Annotated in this window: 12 protein-coding genes; 4 read left to right on the top strand and 8 right to left on the bottom strand. The window is 39.3% G+C overall.

All coding sequences use genetic code 11. The annotated features are described in order from the left end of the window. Positions 1 to 178 precede the first annotated feature (178 nt). Together G622_RS0117590 and G622_RS0117585 are read right to left on the bottom strand one after the other, a co-directional pair. Entirely contained in the window at positions 179 to 511 is a 333-nt protein-coding gene (locus tag G622_RS0117590; RefSeq protein WP_026511775.1) for a hypothetical protein, read from the bottom strand. Positions 512 to 869: 358 nt separating this feature from the next. Continuing rightward, positions 870 to 2,597 (bottom strand): glycosyltransferase family 2 protein, encoded by a 1,728-nt coding sequence (locus tag G622_RS0117585; protein ID WP_026511774.1) that lies wholly within the window; start codon positions 2,595 to 2,597, stop codon positions 870 to 872. 333 nt (positions 2,598 to 2,930) lie between these two features. Between G622_RS0117585 and G622_RS0117580 the strand changes: the two genes are divergently transcribed. Then, entirely contained in the window at positions 2,931 to 4,073 is a 1,143-nt protein-coding gene (locus tag G622_RS0117580) for a DegT/DnrJ/EryC1/StrS family aminotransferase (RefSeq protein WP_044957988.1), read from the top strand. Here the strand turns inward: G622_RS0117580 and G622_RS0117575 are convergent. From G622_RS0117575 to G622_RS0117560, 4 genes are all read right to left on the bottom strand, one after another. Further along, positions 4,070 to 4,942, bottom strand: a complete 873-nt coding sequence (locus tag G622_RS0117575) for an N-acetylneuraminate synthase family protein (protein WP_026511772.1) — start codon at positions 4,940 to 4,942, stop codon at positions 4,070 to 4,072. The genes G622_RS0117580 and G622_RS0117575 overlap by 4 nt on opposite strands. Positions 4,943 to 4,984: 42 nt before the next feature. Further along, a complete protein-coding gene (locus G622_RS0117570) occupies positions 4,985 to 6,400 on the bottom strand; it encodes an acylneuraminate cytidylyltransferase (RefSeq protein ID WP_026511771.1) in 1,416 nt (471 codons plus the stop codon). Between the two features lie 2 nt (positions 6,401 to 6,402). Further along, a complete protein-coding gene (locus G622_RS0117565) occupies positions 6,403 to 7,866 on the bottom strand; it encodes an ATP-grasp domain-containing protein (RefSeq protein ID WP_026511770.1) in 1,464 nt (487 codons plus the stop codon). Between the two features lie 190 nt (positions 7,867 to 8,056). Then, positions 8,057 to 8,929: a Uma2 family endonuclease gene (locus G622_RS0117560; RefSeq protein WP_026511769.1), complete on the bottom strand. Its 873-nt coding sequence runs from the start codon at positions 8,927 to 8,929 to the stop codon at positions 8,057 to 8,059. Between the two features lie 261 nt (positions 8,930 to 9,190). Here G622_RS0117560 and G622_RS0117555 point away from each other — a divergent pair, with 261 nt between their 5' ends. Together G622_RS0117555 and G622_RS0117550 are read left to right on the top strand one after the other, a co-directional pair. Continuing rightward, positions 9,191 to 10,792, top strand: a complete 1,602-nt coding sequence (locus G622_RS0117555; RefSeq protein WP_026511768.1) for an AAA family ATPase — start codon at positions 9,191 to 9,193, stop codon at positions 10,790 to 10,792. Positions 10,793 to 10,821: 29 nt separating this feature from the next. Continuing rightward, positions 10,822 to 12,366, top strand: a complete 1,545-nt coding sequence (locus G622_RS0117550) for a hypothetical protein (RefSeq protein WP_026511767.1) — start codon at positions 10,822 to 10,824, stop codon at positions 12,364 to 12,366. A gap of 179 nt (positions 12,367 to 12,545) precedes the next feature. Here the strand turns inward: G622_RS0117550 and G622_RS23515 are convergent, their stop codons facing one another. Both G622_RS23515 and G622_RS0117540 read right to left on the bottom strand, forming a co-directional pair. Beyond that, positions 12,546 to 14,408: an AAA family ATPase gene (locus G622_RS23515; RefSeq protein WP_044957987.1), complete on the bottom strand. Its 1,863-nt coding sequence runs from the start codon at positions 14,406 to 14,408 to the stop codon at positions 12,546 to 12,548. Positions 14,409 to 14,614: 206 nt separating this feature from the next. Then, positions 14,615 to 15,358 carry a glycerophosphodiester phosphodiesterase family protein gene (locus tag G622_RS0117540; RefSeq protein ID WP_026511766.1) on the bottom strand — a complete coding sequence of 248 codons (744 nt, stop codon included), beginning with the start codon at positions 15,356 to 15,358 and terminating at the stop codon, positions 14,615 to 14,617. A gap of 315 nt (positions 15,359 to 15,673) precedes the next feature. Here G622_RS0117540 and G622_RS0117535 point away from each other — a divergent pair, with 315 nt between their 5' ends. Beyond that, positions 15,674 to 16,933: an IS110 family transposase gene (locus G622_RS0117535; RefSeq protein WP_026509922.1), complete on the top strand. Its 1,260-nt coding sequence runs from the start codon at positions 15,674 to 15,676 to the stop codon at positions 16,931 to 16,933. Positions 16,934 to 17,034 lie beyond the last annotated feature (101 nt).

The following is a 17,034-nucleotide window of genomic DNA, read 5'->3' as shown; positions in this document are numbered from 1 at the left end:
TGCACACCACAGCACCAGTAATATACATTATATTATGACTTTCCGAACGATAACAAGGAAAATCGTTCGGAAATCCGGCTTCGCCAGACATGCAAGGAACTGGTCCAATACAAAATCCCTACAATATTAAAAAACCCGGAAGCTTTCACTTCCGGGAGAATAGTCAATTTTAAAAAATTTAAGCGTGATATTTTTCAAGAGCTGTCAGGTCACCCATATAATCGAGAACCTTCTTACGTCCTACCTTGTTAAGCTTTACATACTGCTGCATTACACGATTTTCAACGATTTTATTTCCAAGGTCTGTGCCTTTTTCAAGAGTACTGAAATCAACCGGGTTAAGATTTAGCTTATCACACATTCTAATCACCGTCCCGTAAGCCATACCTTCTATACCTCTGTCCAGTGCTGTAACCAATGTACTATATGGAATTGACATATCTATCGCGAACTGTCTGACACTCTTGTACTGCGCTAAAATTTCTCTTTTAAGTATTTCAGCCTTTGTCATTTCCTTACCTCCTTCTTCATACTACATGATATTACGTCTTACTGTAGCAAAAACAAGTATAACGTATGAACGTTTTTTCGTCACTTATTTTTTTCTTAAATTTTGTAATAAAATTAAATAAATATATCTTCGATTTTTGGACATAATGACAAAAAGTGCATAAATTCTGAACATTTTGTGTCATGTCCAAAACTCATGCACATTTTTTCGTGTTTGAAATATTCACTCATTCGACAATATTTAAAATGAAATTTTAGAAAAATTAGAAAATTTCAAAATATTAAACGAAATTACATACAAATTATCCAAAAAATCTCGAAATATTTTTTCGTTATTCCGTAATCTTAACACTAGGCGTTTACAAAATTCTGCCATTATTAGCTAAATATTTTCCTAATTTTTCAAGTAGTTTCTCCGGATTCTGAGCACCGGCAACCGCACCACCTGCCAGAATATAGTCAAAACTGTGCAGAGGCCACGGGAAAGTTACAATCTCAGGATCCCCGGAAATCATGTCATCTGCCATGAATCTAGATAGGCCTGCAAAAACATCCACTTTTGTGATTCCGGCGGTGAAGCTGTCAGGCATCTGATATTTAATGGCAGAAAGCGTGGTCCCCATACCTGCTTCCAGATCAAGAATACGCAGTACACGATTGTAGAGTCGCAGTCTGATTTCCGGCCGCTGCGCATTATCGGTTTTTTTCTTATTATCTTTTGCAGTATCCGAATTATTTATAAAATCAGTCGCATTTTTATTAGAAGAATTATTGGCACCACTATCACTCTGCGCTATGGCATCCATCAAAGCGGCAATTTTATCATCCTCGGGAAGTGTATAATTCCAGATATCGAACCCCCACTTTTCCATGAACTTCTCTCTGGAATATTCCATGGCATCCTTCTTTTCAGAAAATCCGCTGCCTCCATGATGATATATAAAGGCATTATGGCATAAAACCTGTCGCCATCCGGCAAGGCACAGACGGATTCCAAGATCGTCATCCTCAAAATAAGCCGGGGAAAATCTTTCATCAAAAAGGAGCTTTTTCTCGCCCGCTGAATCACCTGCCTTAATTAAAAGGTTATTAACCGCCTCCCTTCTTAGTAAAACAGCAAAGCCTGTGAGCCTGCAACGCACCTCGGTGGGATTCCACATAGGCACATTATGATCTTTAGCATATCTTTTAGCGGTTTCCAATGCACTATCCAGACTTATCGTACGCCACCAGCGATGCTCCGATGGCAAAGCTTCTGAATTGATAGAATCGGCAATATCCTTAAGCCTTGAAGAGCCGTTCCATTTTCCTTTCGCATCAATGACGTTAGCAGAAAAATCAACAAGCGGCCGTGCTCCCTCAACAGCAGATGCTGCCAGATAAGGCTGCACAGATTCCATAGAAACTTCCTGAGAAGGCGCACAGTTTGTGACAGCTCCTGCTGCCCCGTTTCTCTTATCTGCATACAGTCCCATCTTTAACCAAAAGAGAGCATTAGGCATAAGAACCGCATCATTGTTTAAGAAAAATACATCATTTTCAGGATTTGAAAGTTCCAGCCCCTCATTACAGCCAGCTGAAAATCCCTCATTTTTATCATTTATTTTAAGCTTAATGTGGCTATCAGAATCTGCCTGCTCTTTCAAAAGTCTCAAAACAGCATCATCGGTGGATGCATTATCTACAAGTATTACTTCATAACCATTTTCAGGACAATATCTCCTGATCGCTCGAAGACATTCCCTTAAGAGTTCATAATCATTATATGAAACTATTACTATGGAAGTTCCTCGCACATTTGATCGGTCGCTTATATCCTCCAGGGCTTTACGAATGACTTTTTCATCCTCCGGCTCATCGCAAAAATGCAAAGCATTTTCAAAGCAGAGATATGCCTGATCAGCATTTCTATATCTGTAATACAATCCGAGCATAAAGTACAACTCGTAATTGTCGTAGTGCGCCCTGAGCCCTTCAATCAGAACTGCATACTCATCTATGCTGCTTCCGAGCTGCTCAAATTCACCTGCACGTAATATGAATGATTCCGCCGATTCTCTTTTTTCTTCCGTAGCATGAGCCGTCATAACATCCCCCTATAACAAAGTGAAGTCACTTTATCTTCTTTCCAATAATGACCTTATCATCATTATATTAACACTATTTCATTTATATGTGTACGGCTGCCTAAATAACCATAAAGTTATAGTTTTTTTATTTTTTTATAATAGTTTTAAAACAGTCAAAACTCTATAATGTAATTAATCGTAAATTTATTAACAAAATCAAGCACAGATTAGTTTCATTTAACTCTACTCTTTGCGATGAAATGGGTAATGTCAGAAAATCACTAATCTGTGAATCGTTATAATGGTCAGTCATAAGGACTACTCTTTATGACCTTATTCAGGAGTAAACATATGGAAACAATTCATGTTACCAGATCATCAATGCCCTCATATGAAGAATATATCGAAGCCATCAAGCCTCTTTGGGACTCGCATTGGCTGACAAATATGGGCAAATACCATAAAGAGCTGGAGAAACAACTACGGGAATATCTTGATGTTCCATATGTTTCCCTTATGGTTAATGGACATTTGTCCCTTGAACTTACCCTTCAATCCTTCGGATTCCCGGAAGGCTCTGAAGTTATAACCACTCCTTATACATTTATTTCTACAACTCATGCCATTGTAAGAAACAGACTTGTTCCGGTATTTTGTGACATAAAGCCTGAGGACGGCACAATTGATGAGAGTAAGATTGAAGACCTGATTACAGAAAAGACTGTCGCAATAATGCCTGTCCATGTATACGGCAACATATGTAATGATGAAGCAATCGCAAAAATCGCATACAAATATAACCTGAAGGTCATCTACGATGCGTGCCATGCTTTTGGTGAAAGGATAATATCAGAAGATACAAAAGGAAATAAGACATATCGCGGTGTCGGAAATCTCGGTCATGCCTCGGTATTTAGTTTTCATGCGACAAAGGTATTTAATACAGTTGAAGGCGGCGCTTCAGTTTTTAAAGATCCGGAATTATATGAAAAGCTGTATAATCTGAAAAACTTCGGAATCCGCGGCGAAGAGCTTGTTGTGGCAGTCGGTGCAAACGCTAAAATGAACGAACTCTGCGCCATCATGGGATTATGTAACTTAAAGCACATTGAAAATGCCATTGCAGCAAGAAAAAAATGCAATGACAGATATACGAGCGCTCTGGTCAGCGTTCCCAGAATAAAGCTGCTCACTCCCAGAGAGGACGTAACAAGAAATTATGCCTACTATCCGATAATAGTGGCTGATGGCTATAAATGTACCAGAGATGAATTATATCTGAAGCTTAGAGAGCATAATATTTTCCCCAGAAAATACTTCTATCCCATCACTTCAGATCAGGCATGCTTCAAGAATAAATATAAAAATTGCAAGCTGGATGCGGCAAGAGATATGGCTGACCACATTCTTATGCTTCCGATTTTTGAAGATCTGTCTCCGGAGGACCAGGACAGAATCCTTGATATAGTGCTTAACCCAAACAAGATGCATTAGTGCTTTCTATATTTTAATTTCTTCCTCTGCTCCTCTTCGATTGGAAGAATCTCAGTATCTTTATAGTGAAGTGCTTCGTATACTGCATCAAGATTTCTCTTTAACTTACGTATTCCATCCGGTTCAAGGGATGCTGCATGATCCGTGCCTTTCCAGGTACGGTCAAGGGTATAATGTCTCTCAATATAGCTTGCGCCAAGGGTATACGCTGCCACATCCACAGCTATCCCAAGGTGATGTCCGGAAAATCCGATAGCCTTAACCCTGTCCTCATACTGCTGCCTCATACGAGTAATCTCAAGAAGGCATACATCCTTAAAAGGCACAGGATATCCAGAAGTACAGTTGTAAAGAACCAGATCCTTTGCACGTCCCTTCTTTTCAAAGAGCGATACTATCTGCTCCTCTTCTTCACGCTTTGTCATTCCAAAAGAAAGCTGCATCTCGCCCTCATAATTGTCACAGAGCCATTCAAGCATTTCATAATGTGTATTGCAGGCAGAAGGAATCTTAATAAATTGGGGATTTAAACCTGTAATCTCTCTGGCACTTGTCATATCCCACACTGAAGTTGAATAAATTATGCCAACTTCCTCACACCACTTCTTAAGTTGTGCGTGCTGGTCAACATCAAACTCAAGAAACTCCCTGTGTTCGCCATAAGTCTTCCCATAGGAATTGTAAGGATTTGGATGAGGTGCGTTATATTGTTCCTCTGTCAATAGTTCTTTAGGACAACGCTTTTGAAACTTGATTGCATCCGCTTTACAGAAATACGCGGCAACATTTATAAGTTCATGGGCGATATCCATCTGCCCCATGTGATTACAACCTGCTTCTGCTATAACTATTGGTTTTCTATATTCCATATTATCCTACCTCTATAAACGCTGATTTATATCTGACTCAATTCAGTTGGATGCGGATACCAATAAATTATTTTCAAGTATATAGTCTATGATGTCTCTTACGGCACCGTGTCCACCTGGTTCCTTAGCGATATATTTTGCCACAGCCTTAACGCTTTTATGTCCATCTGCTACGGTACATGGAAAACCCACGTTTTTCATGACCTCAAGATCATTGACATCATCACCGACAAAAGCTACATTTTGCATATCAATGCCGTGTTCCCTGCAAAGTTGCCTTACGGTTCTGAGCTTATCCTTGCAACCGGGTTCATAAATATTAAGCTTTAGCTTCTCTACCCTTCTCTTATTTATATCGACATTTTCCCCCGTCACAATACCCACAAGCACACCATTTTCTCGAAGGAGTTTCATCCCCATTCCATCCTTGGTGTTATATTTCTTTAAAAAATCGCCTTCAGGAGAATAATACATACCTGCATCAGTAAGACAGCCATCACAATCTGTCAGGAACATTTTTATTTCAGGAATATCATTGTCACATATTTCTGAGGAAGAGGCATTGTCGCATTGTTTTATTAACTCAGGATTATCAATGATTTGCATTGAAGTCTTATGATTGCCATAACCAAGCCTTTTCTTCATAAGTCCCTCGATAATCTCCCAATCTGAGGGCTCATCTATCTCAAAAAATGTATCATCAGGCATCTCTACCGCCTTAATATTTCCGGATAGTCGATTTTTACTTTTAAGTAAATCTTCTCTTGATGTGATATAAAACGCACCATTCTCGACAAGATATCCATCAAAATCCTGACGTCTCGGTCTTTTGAAAACATCATAATTAGTTGGATGCGCATATCCATTATCGCCTATGCCCCAGTTGAATCTCTTTTGTCTTACCACTGAAAGCACACTGTCAACGCCCTGCTCGTCAAATGCTTCAAATCCTTTGTCCAGATCATCAGAAGACAAAAGAGGAGATGTAGCCTGAATCAAAACCATATTGTCAAACTCATGGCTTGAAGCAAATTCAAGCATTGCAAATTCTGTAGAAGCTGTGTCAGTAGCAGATTCCGCAGAGCGACCGATTATCTCTAATTTGCAAAACATACCACTTTTCTTCTCGCTTATGCCTCCGGCATTTTCCTTCCCATTACCGGCATCGCGCTCAGATGATACACCAGATTCATTGCTACCATGATTTCCGTCATTATAACCAGTGAAACCATGATCCCCACCATTATGACAAGTACAAATATTATCTTCCCTGCAACATTCCAGAAGCACTTTCTTAATCTCAGAACTGTCTGTCGCAACATAGACTTTATCAATATACCCGCATTCACAGGCCGCCTTCACCGTCCAGTAGACCAATGGTTTTCCACATATCGGTTTAATATTTTTTAAAGGTATGGATTTACTGCCGCCTCTCACAGGAATAAATGCAACGTTCATATCTACATTCTCCAATCAATAAGACTCTCTATCATATCAACATCAAAAACCGGTATCCCACATTTTTCCTTTATCCTCTTCCGCTCAGCAAAAGAGTCATCAATAAAAATTGCCTTTTTATCGATTATATGATCACTCTTATCCTCTTCCCCGGAAAGGACAATGATTTCATCAAATAACTCTTCCGATATTCCCGCATTCTTCAAATCCACATGAAGGTCTGTAGAATGTTTACTTAAGAGAATAATTCTCTTTCCGGCATTCCTTGCCTGATACAGAAACCTCATGGCATCAGCGTTTACCTTATCCTCAAGCGTGAGCGTATCATCATAATCAAGGTAAACAGTATCGTATTCTATTCCAATCCTGAAAGCGCTATAAAAAGCTCTATCCAGAACTATATCGTAGTCATTATCTATTATCGAAACCGGATATCCCCAAAAAGTAAAAAGCGTCAGCATAGGAAAATTAATCCCGCAGTTTCTGTAAAGTCCGGCTGTCCCAGGAATCCTTGGCGAAACCTCCATTAACCTGTACTCGCCATCCACCTTTTTTTTAACCTGGAAAAACCACGCACCCTTGAAGCTAAGCTTCTCATTTAGCTTTTCCGCGATCATCATTACATAGTCATCCGTAGACATACTTCGAGAACGAACACTTATCCCTGTTTTTATCCTGTCTCTGCTGCGCTGCCTGCAAAATAAAAGCTTCCCACCTAAATCAGTAAAACAATCAACTGTATATTCATCACCGGGAAGATATTCACAAATAACCATTTTCCCATCCGAGTTATCCACAAATTTCTCATCAACTATGTGTATTTCTCTGTTTTTTCCAGGGGAAATATTCTGAGTATGGTTTTCACCCTTTGATCGAAAGTCGTTTTTTACATCAATACCGTTTAACTTGTTCACGCCGGAGTCTTGTGCATCATTACATTTTTGTCGGTCCACCTTGGAGTCTTGCGCGGCCAATATTCTCTCAAGATCTTCGCGGTTATTGATTTTCTTTACTCCAACAGAGCCCTGACCAACCGCAGGTTTTACAAACACAGGATATTCATCAATATCATCAGGACTATCATATGTTTTTGGAATAAATACCTCACCAGCAAAGTATTCATAGGTTCTCTGTTTTGACCTGCATATCTTAGTCGTGTGCTCATCAGTAATTATTACCTGCGCATGAATCTCTTCTGCATGTTCACTGAAAAACAGACACACACTATCATGAGCCGGATATACGCAATCTATATCATACTCATCAATCACTTTATTAAGATAATCCAGGAAACCATCATCATTCACATAGGGAAAACCACCAATAAGACGCTCATAAGTAAAATCCGCGTGATCAGACGTACTGCTTCCACCGAATAATCTTACAAACTTCGAATACTTCAAAGAATTCTGTATTTCAAATGCAATCTCAGTCCCCGCAGGGAATATCAATATATTTTTCTGCAAAATGTCCCCCTCGTAAAACACATCGCATAATTATTATTGCACTAACAGATATACTAATTTTAGTACATTATCATTTAAATAACCAGCATTGCGGATTCTTTCTTAATTATCATGTGTAAATATTTGATTCAATACTATTATTAAATTATCAGATGAAATTCAATAATCTTTGGCTTTCCTGATGTCATTATTATTCAGCAAATTCTTTAATAATCCTAGAAATCTCATCTAGATTAAGCTTGAGCTTACCTTCATAAAGTGATATTTCATACTCTCCCTTAAGTGGCACTGTTACAGGAGTGACATCCTCATCCATAAAGTTATAAGAAATCAGCACCCTCTTTTTGGGATCGATCATCAGGTACTCCTTAACACCGGCTTTGCAGTATTTATCACTTTTTACAAACATGTCTCGTCGCCTGGTATCAGGGGCAATTATCTCCATTATAAAATCAGGAGCACCAAAGATTCCCTTATCTTTTACCTTGTTCCTGTCACACACTATAATAATGTCCGGCTTAACTACTGTCTTATCATCACCTTCAAACTGCACATCTACAGGTGCGTAGATAACTATGTCCGGAATATTGTTTTTCCTGATAAAATTGTGAACACACTCAAAAACCAGACCGCTTATCATCTGATGAACCGGGCCCGGAACAGCCAGATCATATAAACTCCCATCAATCAGTTCAACCCACTTATCTTTTGACAGAGAATAATAATCGTTTACTGTATAATCGCCATCCTTTTTTCTTCGCAAGCCGGAAACACTTCTGTCACCGTACACAAACTCTTTCTCACTAAGTCCTGCAGCGGCCTCCTCATATTCCGGATACGACACACTGCTATTTTGCTCGTATGCGTAGGCACGCCCGGTATATACGGATTCATCTCCCATAAGGACTTTCTCAATTGCATCAAGAGTAGCCTTTCTGGGATTCCTGGTTGCTCCTGCAAAAATCCTTTGAAGTGTAACAACCGGAACTCCGGTATAATCCGAAAGCTGAGCAAAACTATATCCTCTTGATTCCTTAATCTTATTCATCTCTTCTATTGTCATAGATAATTATCTCCAATCCACGCAGAATACCCGTATTAAATCAAGCCCCCGCAAATCATAGTGATATCAAAATCAGCATCATTCATTTTCACATTATATCGTTTCATATCTTAAGTCAAATTTCATTTTCAGATGTCTCAGTTTTTTCGCGCATCCTCAAATTGAAATAGAATTTGTAAAATCTAAGTATATTCTATCACACACATGCACTCACACATTATGATATACTAAAAGCAGTAAGAATCTGCTTGGGAGGTTGGCATGGGTATTTATATCAATCCCGGAAACGCGGGATTTGAAGCAATCATTAATGGTGAATACATCGACAAAACAGGGATGATAGCCCTTATAAATAGAAACATGGGCAAAGCCAAGAACCTGATATGTATCAGCAGACCCAGACGATTTGGAAAATCGTATGCTGCACAAATGCTCTCAGCTTACTATGATTGTTCCTGCGATTCATCAAGACTGTTTGATGGTTTTGAAATTGCAGGCGATTCCAGCTATTCCACTAATTTAAATAAATATAATGTTGTAAACCTTGATATTACAGGATTTTTATCAGATATTAAGTCCTCCGGTGCTTCAATAAATGATATTTCAAACTCAATAACCTCCTCTCTCTACAAAGAGATCAGGACAGAGTTCCCCGAAGTTGCTGAGTATCAGAGTTTATCTGAATGCTTTATCAAGGCTGCCGAGATTACTAAAAGGAAATTTGTTTTTGTCATAGATGAATGGGATGCGGTCATCCGCGAAGCCAAGGATAACCCAAAGGCCCAGGAAAGCTATCTCAATCTGCTGCGCGGATGGTTTAAAAACAACAATTTTACCCCGAAAGTTGTAGCAGCTGCATATATGACAGGTATTCTTCCAATAAAAAAAGATGGCTCACAGTCTGCAATCTCAGACTTTGAAGAGTTCACCATGCTAAAGCCAAGAAGCTACGGAAAATATGTAGGTTTTACAGAAGCCGAGGTAGACAAATTATGTTCTTTGCATGGCCTTGATTTCGAAACCATGAAAAACTGGTATGATGGTTATTCACTTAAAGAATTCGGATCCATATACAATCCCAACTCAGTCATGAAAGCCATCTCCTACAGTGAATTCGACTCCTATTGGGCCGAAAGTTCTGCTTCAGAAAGCCTTATGGATTATATAAGTAAGGATTATAACGGATTAACCAAAACCATCGCTGAGCTCATCGGCGGTATAAAGGTTCCGGTAAACACCACCGGTTTTGCCAATGATTTCACCACATTTAAAGGAAAAGATGATGTATTAACTCTTCTCGTTCACCTGGGATATCTGGCATATGATTCAGAAAATGAATCGGTTTATATTCCAAATGAAGAGATAAAAAGAGAGTTTTCCAAGACCATCAGAGAAGTTAGACACGTTGAAACTTTAACGAGAATCAGCGAATGTGACAAACTTTTCGAAGATACCATACACGGCAATGAAAACGCCGTAGCTGAGCAAATAGAGAAAATCCACACGGAAGAGACATCACCACTAAACTACAACAGTGAAGAAAGCCTGCGAAGTGTAATTAAACTTGCTTATTATACATACAAGGATAATTACATTAAATTCGAAGAATTGCCCTCTGGTAAGGGATACGCAGATATCGTGTATTTTCCGAAAAAGGGTTCAAATTACCCTATTCTGGTTGTAGAGCTCAAATGGAACAAGTCAGCTGATGGCGCTATTTCTCAAATAAAAAACAGAAACTACCCAGCTGGCCTGAAGGAATATGGCAGTGATATTCTTCTTGTAGGCATCAACTATGATAAAGATGCCTCAACCGGTAGCCAAAATTATAAACATCATACATGTAAAATAGAGAGAGCCTGAATCATTTTCTCACGATTGGAGGGGGACAGATGAAGAACTTTGAAAGTCTATGTGATCTGATTTCAGACGTTATCAGCGCTGATTATCCTTATAGAACCGAAAACTACGAGCCACTCACAAAAAAGCTGGGTGATACTATTAAAAATGATGGCTGGACTGCGGATGAGCTGCTGCCTCTTTTTGACGAAGCCTTTGCAACAGATCCCCAGTTATATATGATGGTACTCTCCGCCGTTTATTGGGCTGCTCATGACATGAAATATATGTTTAAGGTTGAAGAAGTCATCATGACCGGTGCTTTCAATATGAACATGACAGCTGCTGCCCATTTTCAGACCTATCATCAGCGATTTCTAAACGGTTGTCTGGATGATTATGCTATAAGAAGAACCCTTCACAGATATATTTCCAAGCGATATATGAAGGAGCTTGATGTAAACATCAACATGATACCCTATGAAAAAAGGGATCATAAATTCGCGATTGTTACAACCTATCAGCTCCTTGGAAACAGACACGCGCCTACAAACATAGTACTTTCCATATGCCATCATCTTCAGAATTTTTTTGGATATAAAGTGCTGCTGGTAGTCATAGGCGAACCAATAGATGACGACGAATTTACCAAAATCTGGACCGGAGACATTGTCCTTCCAAATTATTCTGACAACTGGGGCGCTTATGCCATGGATTTTCACGGCCAGATTATCCACTGCTACCAGATAGATATAAACAAAGCTTCAAGAGATGATATGATCTCGTTTATCGGCGAAATCTACGGAATGCGTCCTGAATTTATCTGGCAGATAAACGGTCTTCCACGCATGGATCAGATATGGCGCTCCATAACCACCTATGTTGCAATGCCGGTGACCCACGGCCATGAAGTATCAGATGCACACCTGCTTGCCAGATATCAGGCCGGAGATATTTCACCTTCAGCCGACGAATATGTAAAAGCCTGTGGACAGAAAACCATCCACTTCCATATGAGCGGTTTTGGTGCAACAGAGGAAAAACAAGCCATAGACTACTCCAAGAAAGGCTTTGAAATACCTGAAGACGCATTTACAATCGGCATCATAGGAAACAGAATCGAAAGAGAAATCACCGAAGAATTCAAAAATGTCATGGCATCCATCGCAAATCGGAACGAGAAAGCATATTTTGTATTCGTAGGTGACTTTACACAAAAACTTCCTGAAATAGTTGAAAGCAGATCCATAAGGCTTGGTTACCGAAAAGACTTTTTAAATATTTTAAAACTAATTGATCTGTTCGTTAATCCCAAACGTTCCGGCGGTGCAGGCGGCGCCACAAGAGCAATGCGTCTTGGTATCCCGGTGACAACACTCCCTGACAGCGATGTTGCTTCTTTTGCAGGTGCGGATTTTATCTGTGAAAATTACGATGAAATGATTGATGATGTAATACATTACATCAATGATCCTGAATACTATAAAGAACAATCAGATAAGGCAAAAGGACATTTCGGAACACTTTTCTCTCATGATATTAAGAGCGATCTGCAAACCGTCCTTGATAAGATCGAAGAAATAGCCAAAGCTCAGTAACCATAGTAGTATTCAAAATATCAATTTCACTTTTTCTTCAAATTATCATAATAGCATTCAACTCTTCTTAATCCTACTAAAATAAGACGATTAAGAAGAGTTGAACTCCATTTTCATATTTAATTCATTTACTGCTATGCTTGCTGTGACTTCCTTAAGCCAGTCCAATGTTATCATATTTAGTTTGACACTATCCCATTCACGCTCAATAATGCTTTGCTGCATACTTCGCATCTCTTCTTATAAAAAGCAACTCCTATTGCCCTAACCTCACCTGTTAATCCTGCTATATAATCCTTATCTTCAATCTGCTTTATAGCTTCCGCCGCCTCTTTAACAAGTGCTTTAGACTCATCAAAATTCTCATCTTCTTTCTTTATAGCTTTAATCTCTATAACAAAATGCGGCATCGCGCCATCCCTTGCTTTAAGTCTGATATCATATCTGCCATCGCCTGCTTCTCTATTAGACATGATTTCATAGCTGTTATACAGCATCGCACTAAGACCTAATAGCAACCCATGATAAAATCCTTCTGCCGCCGCATCATGATAACTGATAACCTCTCTTAAAAAATCCTGCAATAATTGCTGAAGCTTGACTGAATCAGTAAGCATCAGCGCCGTTTTAAATTCTATTGCATCACTCTGTGTGACAAGGCTCCCCTTTCTTGACAGGATTTCTTTTTCATATACAATCAATATTTCTTTATTAGGGATCTTTAGTTCGCACATAGAATTGCCATCATCCATCGGTATGATCTTTTCTATTGTGAGATATCCGCCCATTAACAAAAAGCTGTACACACTTGAAATATTTTTACTTACCTCAGGATATATAACAGCCGTATCAACATATACTGTCTTAGATTTACCAAGCAAAAGCTCTCCCATTTCTTCAGAAAGAGACTGATTCCCTGCATTTATAACTTCGCCTATGATTTCATTGCTGCCCGTGGATTGCCAATAAGCTCTGGCCTCGCATCCGGAATCAACGTAATTTAACATAGACCATGGATTATAAATATCTTGCTGCCCAAACTTATATCCGTCATACCACTTTCTGGCTTCTTCGAACTTATCAGCATAGCCGTAGTCTTTTAAAAGCTTTTTAACTTCCTTTTCTGTAAATCCAAAATACTCACTATATCTCTTTTCCAAAACAGAATTGGAATTAAGGTTATTTAGTCCACTAAAAATGCTCTCCTTAGCTACCCTTAAAATACCCGTAAGAAACGCAAACGATAAATGTTTATTATCCTTAAGTCCTCCAGAAAGAAAATTTCTCATAAATCCTATAATTGCATCGTAGAATCCATGAGCATGCCCCTGCTCTATAGGGGTATCATACTCGTCCATAAAAATCATGGCTGGCACTTTAAAAGCTATATGAAGCATTTCCGATAAACGACCAAGTGTTGTACTCCACAGGGCATCATCTAATTTCCCACTAAGCACATCCTTATAAAAAGTAATATCAACTTCATTTAGGTCTGCATAGTCCAGTATTTCTGCATGCCTCTTGTACTCCATCGTAATTGCATTTTTCAGGTTGATAAAAGTATCGTCCCAACAGGAATACTTAATATCTTTAAAAGTAAGAAAAATTACCGGATACTTCCCCTGCTCATCTTTATACTTTTTGCTCTGCTTCCAAATATTAGTTCCACTGAATAATTCAGCCTTACTTACCTCATTTTTCTCAAAGTAAGTTTTAAGCATATCCATATTCAAAGTCTTGCCAAATCTACGAGGTCTTAAGAACAAAGAAACTTGCGGTCTATAGTCAATAATGTCCTTGATAAGCAAAGTTTTATCAACATAGTAATAATCAGATATCGCCAGTTCAAAGTCAGATATACCTATTGGAAGGGGTGCCTGGCTAGGTTCACTTCCCACTTCCCACTTTGCATCTGCAGGAATCATCCACCGATTGCCATCCTTACACGCACCTTCAATAAGTCCCTTGGCACAGCAATCATTGACCCATCTCTTAGTTTTCCCTATTCTGTTAGCCATTTCCAATGATGTTATAAATTCCATAGTTAACCTTCCTCTGGAATTATTATAATATAAAATCGGGAAGTGAGATAGTTTTTTACTTCCCACTTCCCGTCTTTTTTCTAATTCAAATATATGACATTTTCAAGGCAAAAAACAATTCAACTCTTCTTAATCTTACAAATATAGCACGATTAAGAAGAGTTGAACTCCGTTTTTCATATTTATCTCATTTACAGCTATTACTATCAGTACACTTCCGGCTCATTTATAAAAACATCCGTCACCCCGGCTTTTGTAAATTTATCAAAATCCATTCTTCCGCCGGTTGGTTTTGAAGGATAAAGATGTCCTCCAAACCAGGCCCTGACTGTTCTGCCCTCCAGCATATCCGGAGAGATATCAAGTCCTCCACCACCCGGATGAAGGGCAATTGTACCTTCAGGAATATTCAATAATTTCTCCATTCCCTTTGCTGCAAATAAACAGTTGGAGATCCATGAATTTAAAACGCCAAGCTCAGCGCCGGGTTCTAAGTCATGCACATTTAAAAGAGATCTTGGATAAAAACTGGAATACACAATAGAATCCTGCACACCATACTCTGCCACAAGCTTTACTATTTTTGCTTCCATCCCGGGGTATTGATAAATACTGTTTTTCAGTTCGATATTCAGCTTGAATCCATTTAGGAGTTTTGGTTTTAATAAATCTAAAACTTCCCTCATTGTAGGAATGTGCTCCGGCTCATCCTTACCGGTTCTTATGTGAAGAGTCTTTAATTCCCTGAGCGTAAAGTCCCTGACAAAGCCGATTCCATCAGTGGTTCTATCCACCTTTTCATCATGGATTACTACCAGTTCTCCATCTTTTGTAAGCTGGATATCCAGCTCTATCCCTGTAACTTTATCAACATTCATAGCCTTCTCAAACGAAGTCAATGTGTTTTCAGGATAGTTCTGGCTACAGCCTCTGTGTGCCCATATTTTCATGATTATTAACTGTCTTTCTGCGAAAGACACCAACGGGGTTATGAAACCCAGCGTCTTTCCCTGTTTTCTATTTTAAAGTTTCCTGTTATATTCTTTATTCGTAAGGCTGACATACTACAGAACACGTGGAGGTGAGTGGCGGGGCGGTATAGCGGCCACCTCGCATGATTATATGTTGTCGGTCATCTGTAAAGGCATCAACGAATGGCGCATACCGTAGCCCGTAAACTTATCTCTTCCGAAGTTGTCTCGATTTCGCCGGATGACCAGTCACTGTCAGCTTTACAACTATAAAATGTGACAGGAGGTTATCTATTGGCATTTAAAATCTTTCGAAAGAACTGCTGTGGACTTGATGTCCACAAAACCTGGATCTATGCATGCATTGGTATTACCGATGCAAATGGCCGCACTGAGTATTTTGAAAAAAGGTTCTCGTCCTTCTCAAGAGGACTGCGTGAACTTGCTGAATGGCTGGCCAAGTATCATTGTGTTGATGTCTGCATGGAATCTACTGGCAAGTACTGGATACCCGTTTTTAATATCCTTGAAAAGTCTTGTAATGTCGTACTTGCCCATCCCAAATATACAAAGCCCCAAAAAGGTAATAAAACCGATCGTAAGGATGCAAAATGGATATGTGACTTATTTATGTGTGACATGATCAAGCCTTCCTTCATTCCGCCAGCTGACATTCGTCATCTTAGAGATCTTGTGAGATACCGTTTCAAGCTTATCTGTATGATCACAGGCGAAAAGAATCGTGCCCTTAATTGTCTCACAGTATCAAATCTTAAGCTTGATGAAGTGTTCACTGATGTTTTTGGCAAATCTTCCAGATCCATAACTGAATATATTCTTAAGCATCCCGGGGAATGTTTCGATGTTACTCCTTTTGTTGACAGGCGATGTAAGCATCCAATTGAGGAAATCCAGGCTGCCGTTGATGGCGCTATCTGTAAGGAGCAAGCAATCAAGCTTCGTCAATGTCTGGATCACATAGATGAGTTAGAGAAACACAAGAATGAAATAGAACGGGAAATCTTTCGTGTTTCTGATCCTTACAACGATGCTCTTGCCCTAATTCGTACAGTTCCGGGGTTGGATAAAAATCCATTCACGGCAATACAGATACTTTCAGAAATAGGTGGCGATATGTCTGTCTTCCCCACAGACAAGCACCTTGTTTCCTGGGCTGGATGCTGTCCACGCAATGACCAAAGCAATTTCAAAATCAAATCCACTAGGATTTCCCGTGCTGGTATTTATCTTAAACCTGTATTGGTGCAAGTTGCAAATGCTTTGATCAAATCCAAGAAGCATCCCGAAATTACAGAACGTTATCGCCGTATCAAATCACATCGTGGTCACAAGAAAGCCATCATTGCAATCTGTCGTATGCTCCTGACCGCTATCTGGCACATACTCACAGATCTTAAGCCCTATACTCCTGATGGTTATTTTATTCAGAAGTCCGTTGAAGAAAAGAAAACTCTTACAACTGCTCAGGCTCTTAATCTATTGAAGTCCAGAGGTTTTATCATCAAAGATGATCTTGCAGAAGTGACATCGTAGATCTTTGCCCCAAATATTTAATTTTTCGACTACCTCCAGGTGGTTTATTTATCATGCCCTAAACTTTATTCCTATCCGCTACCTCTCTGTTTCAAACTTAT

The sequence above is a fragment of the Butyrivibrio sp. LC3010 genome, from assembly GCF_000424385.1.
In the GTDB taxonomy this organism is placed as follows: Bacteria; Bacillota; Clostridia; order Lachnospirales; family Lachnospiraceae; genus Butyrivibrio.
The sequence above is the reverse complement of the archived record's forward strand: the minus strand, read 5'-3'. Positions and strand labels throughout refer to the sequence as shown.

Coding starts and splice junctions, on each gene's coding strand:
- G622_RS0117590 (WP_026511775.1), bottom strand. CDS start 511: ATGACAAAGGCTGAAATACTTAAAAGAGAAATTTTAGCGCAGTACAAG.
- G622_RS0117585 (WP_026511774.1), bottom strand. CDS start 2,597: ATGACGGCTCATGCTACGGAAGAAAAAAGAGAATCGGCGGAATCATTC.
- G622_RS0117580 (WP_044957988.1), top strand. CDS start 2,931: ATGGAAACAATTCATGTTACCAGATCATCAATGCCCTCATATGAAGAA.
- G622_RS0117575 (WP_026511772.1), bottom strand. CDS start 4,942: ATGGAATATAGAAAACCAATAGTTATAGCAGAAGCAGGTTGTAATCAC.
- G622_RS0117570 (WP_026511771.1), bottom strand. CDS start 6,400: ATGAACGTTGCATTTATTCCTGTGAGAGGCGGCAGTAAATCCATACCT.
- G622_RS0117560 (WP_026511769.1), bottom strand. CDS start 8,929: ATGACAATAGAAGAGATGAATAAGATTAAGGAATCAAGAGGATATAGT.
- G622_RS0117555 (WP_026511768.1), top strand. CDS start 9,191: ATGGGTATTTATATCAATCCCGGAAACGCGGGATTTGAAGCAATCATT.
- G622_RS0117550 (WP_026511767.1), top strand. CDS start 10,822: ATGAAGAACTTTGAAAGTCTATGTGATCTGATTTCAGACGTTATCAGC.
- G622_RS23515 (WP_044957987.1), bottom strand. CDS start 14,408: ATGGAATTTATAACATCATTGGAAATGGCTAACAGAATAGGGAAAACT.
- G622_RS0117540 (WP_026511766.1), bottom strand. CDS start 15,358: ATGAAAATATGGGCACACAGAGGCTGTAGCCAGAACTATCCTGAAAAC.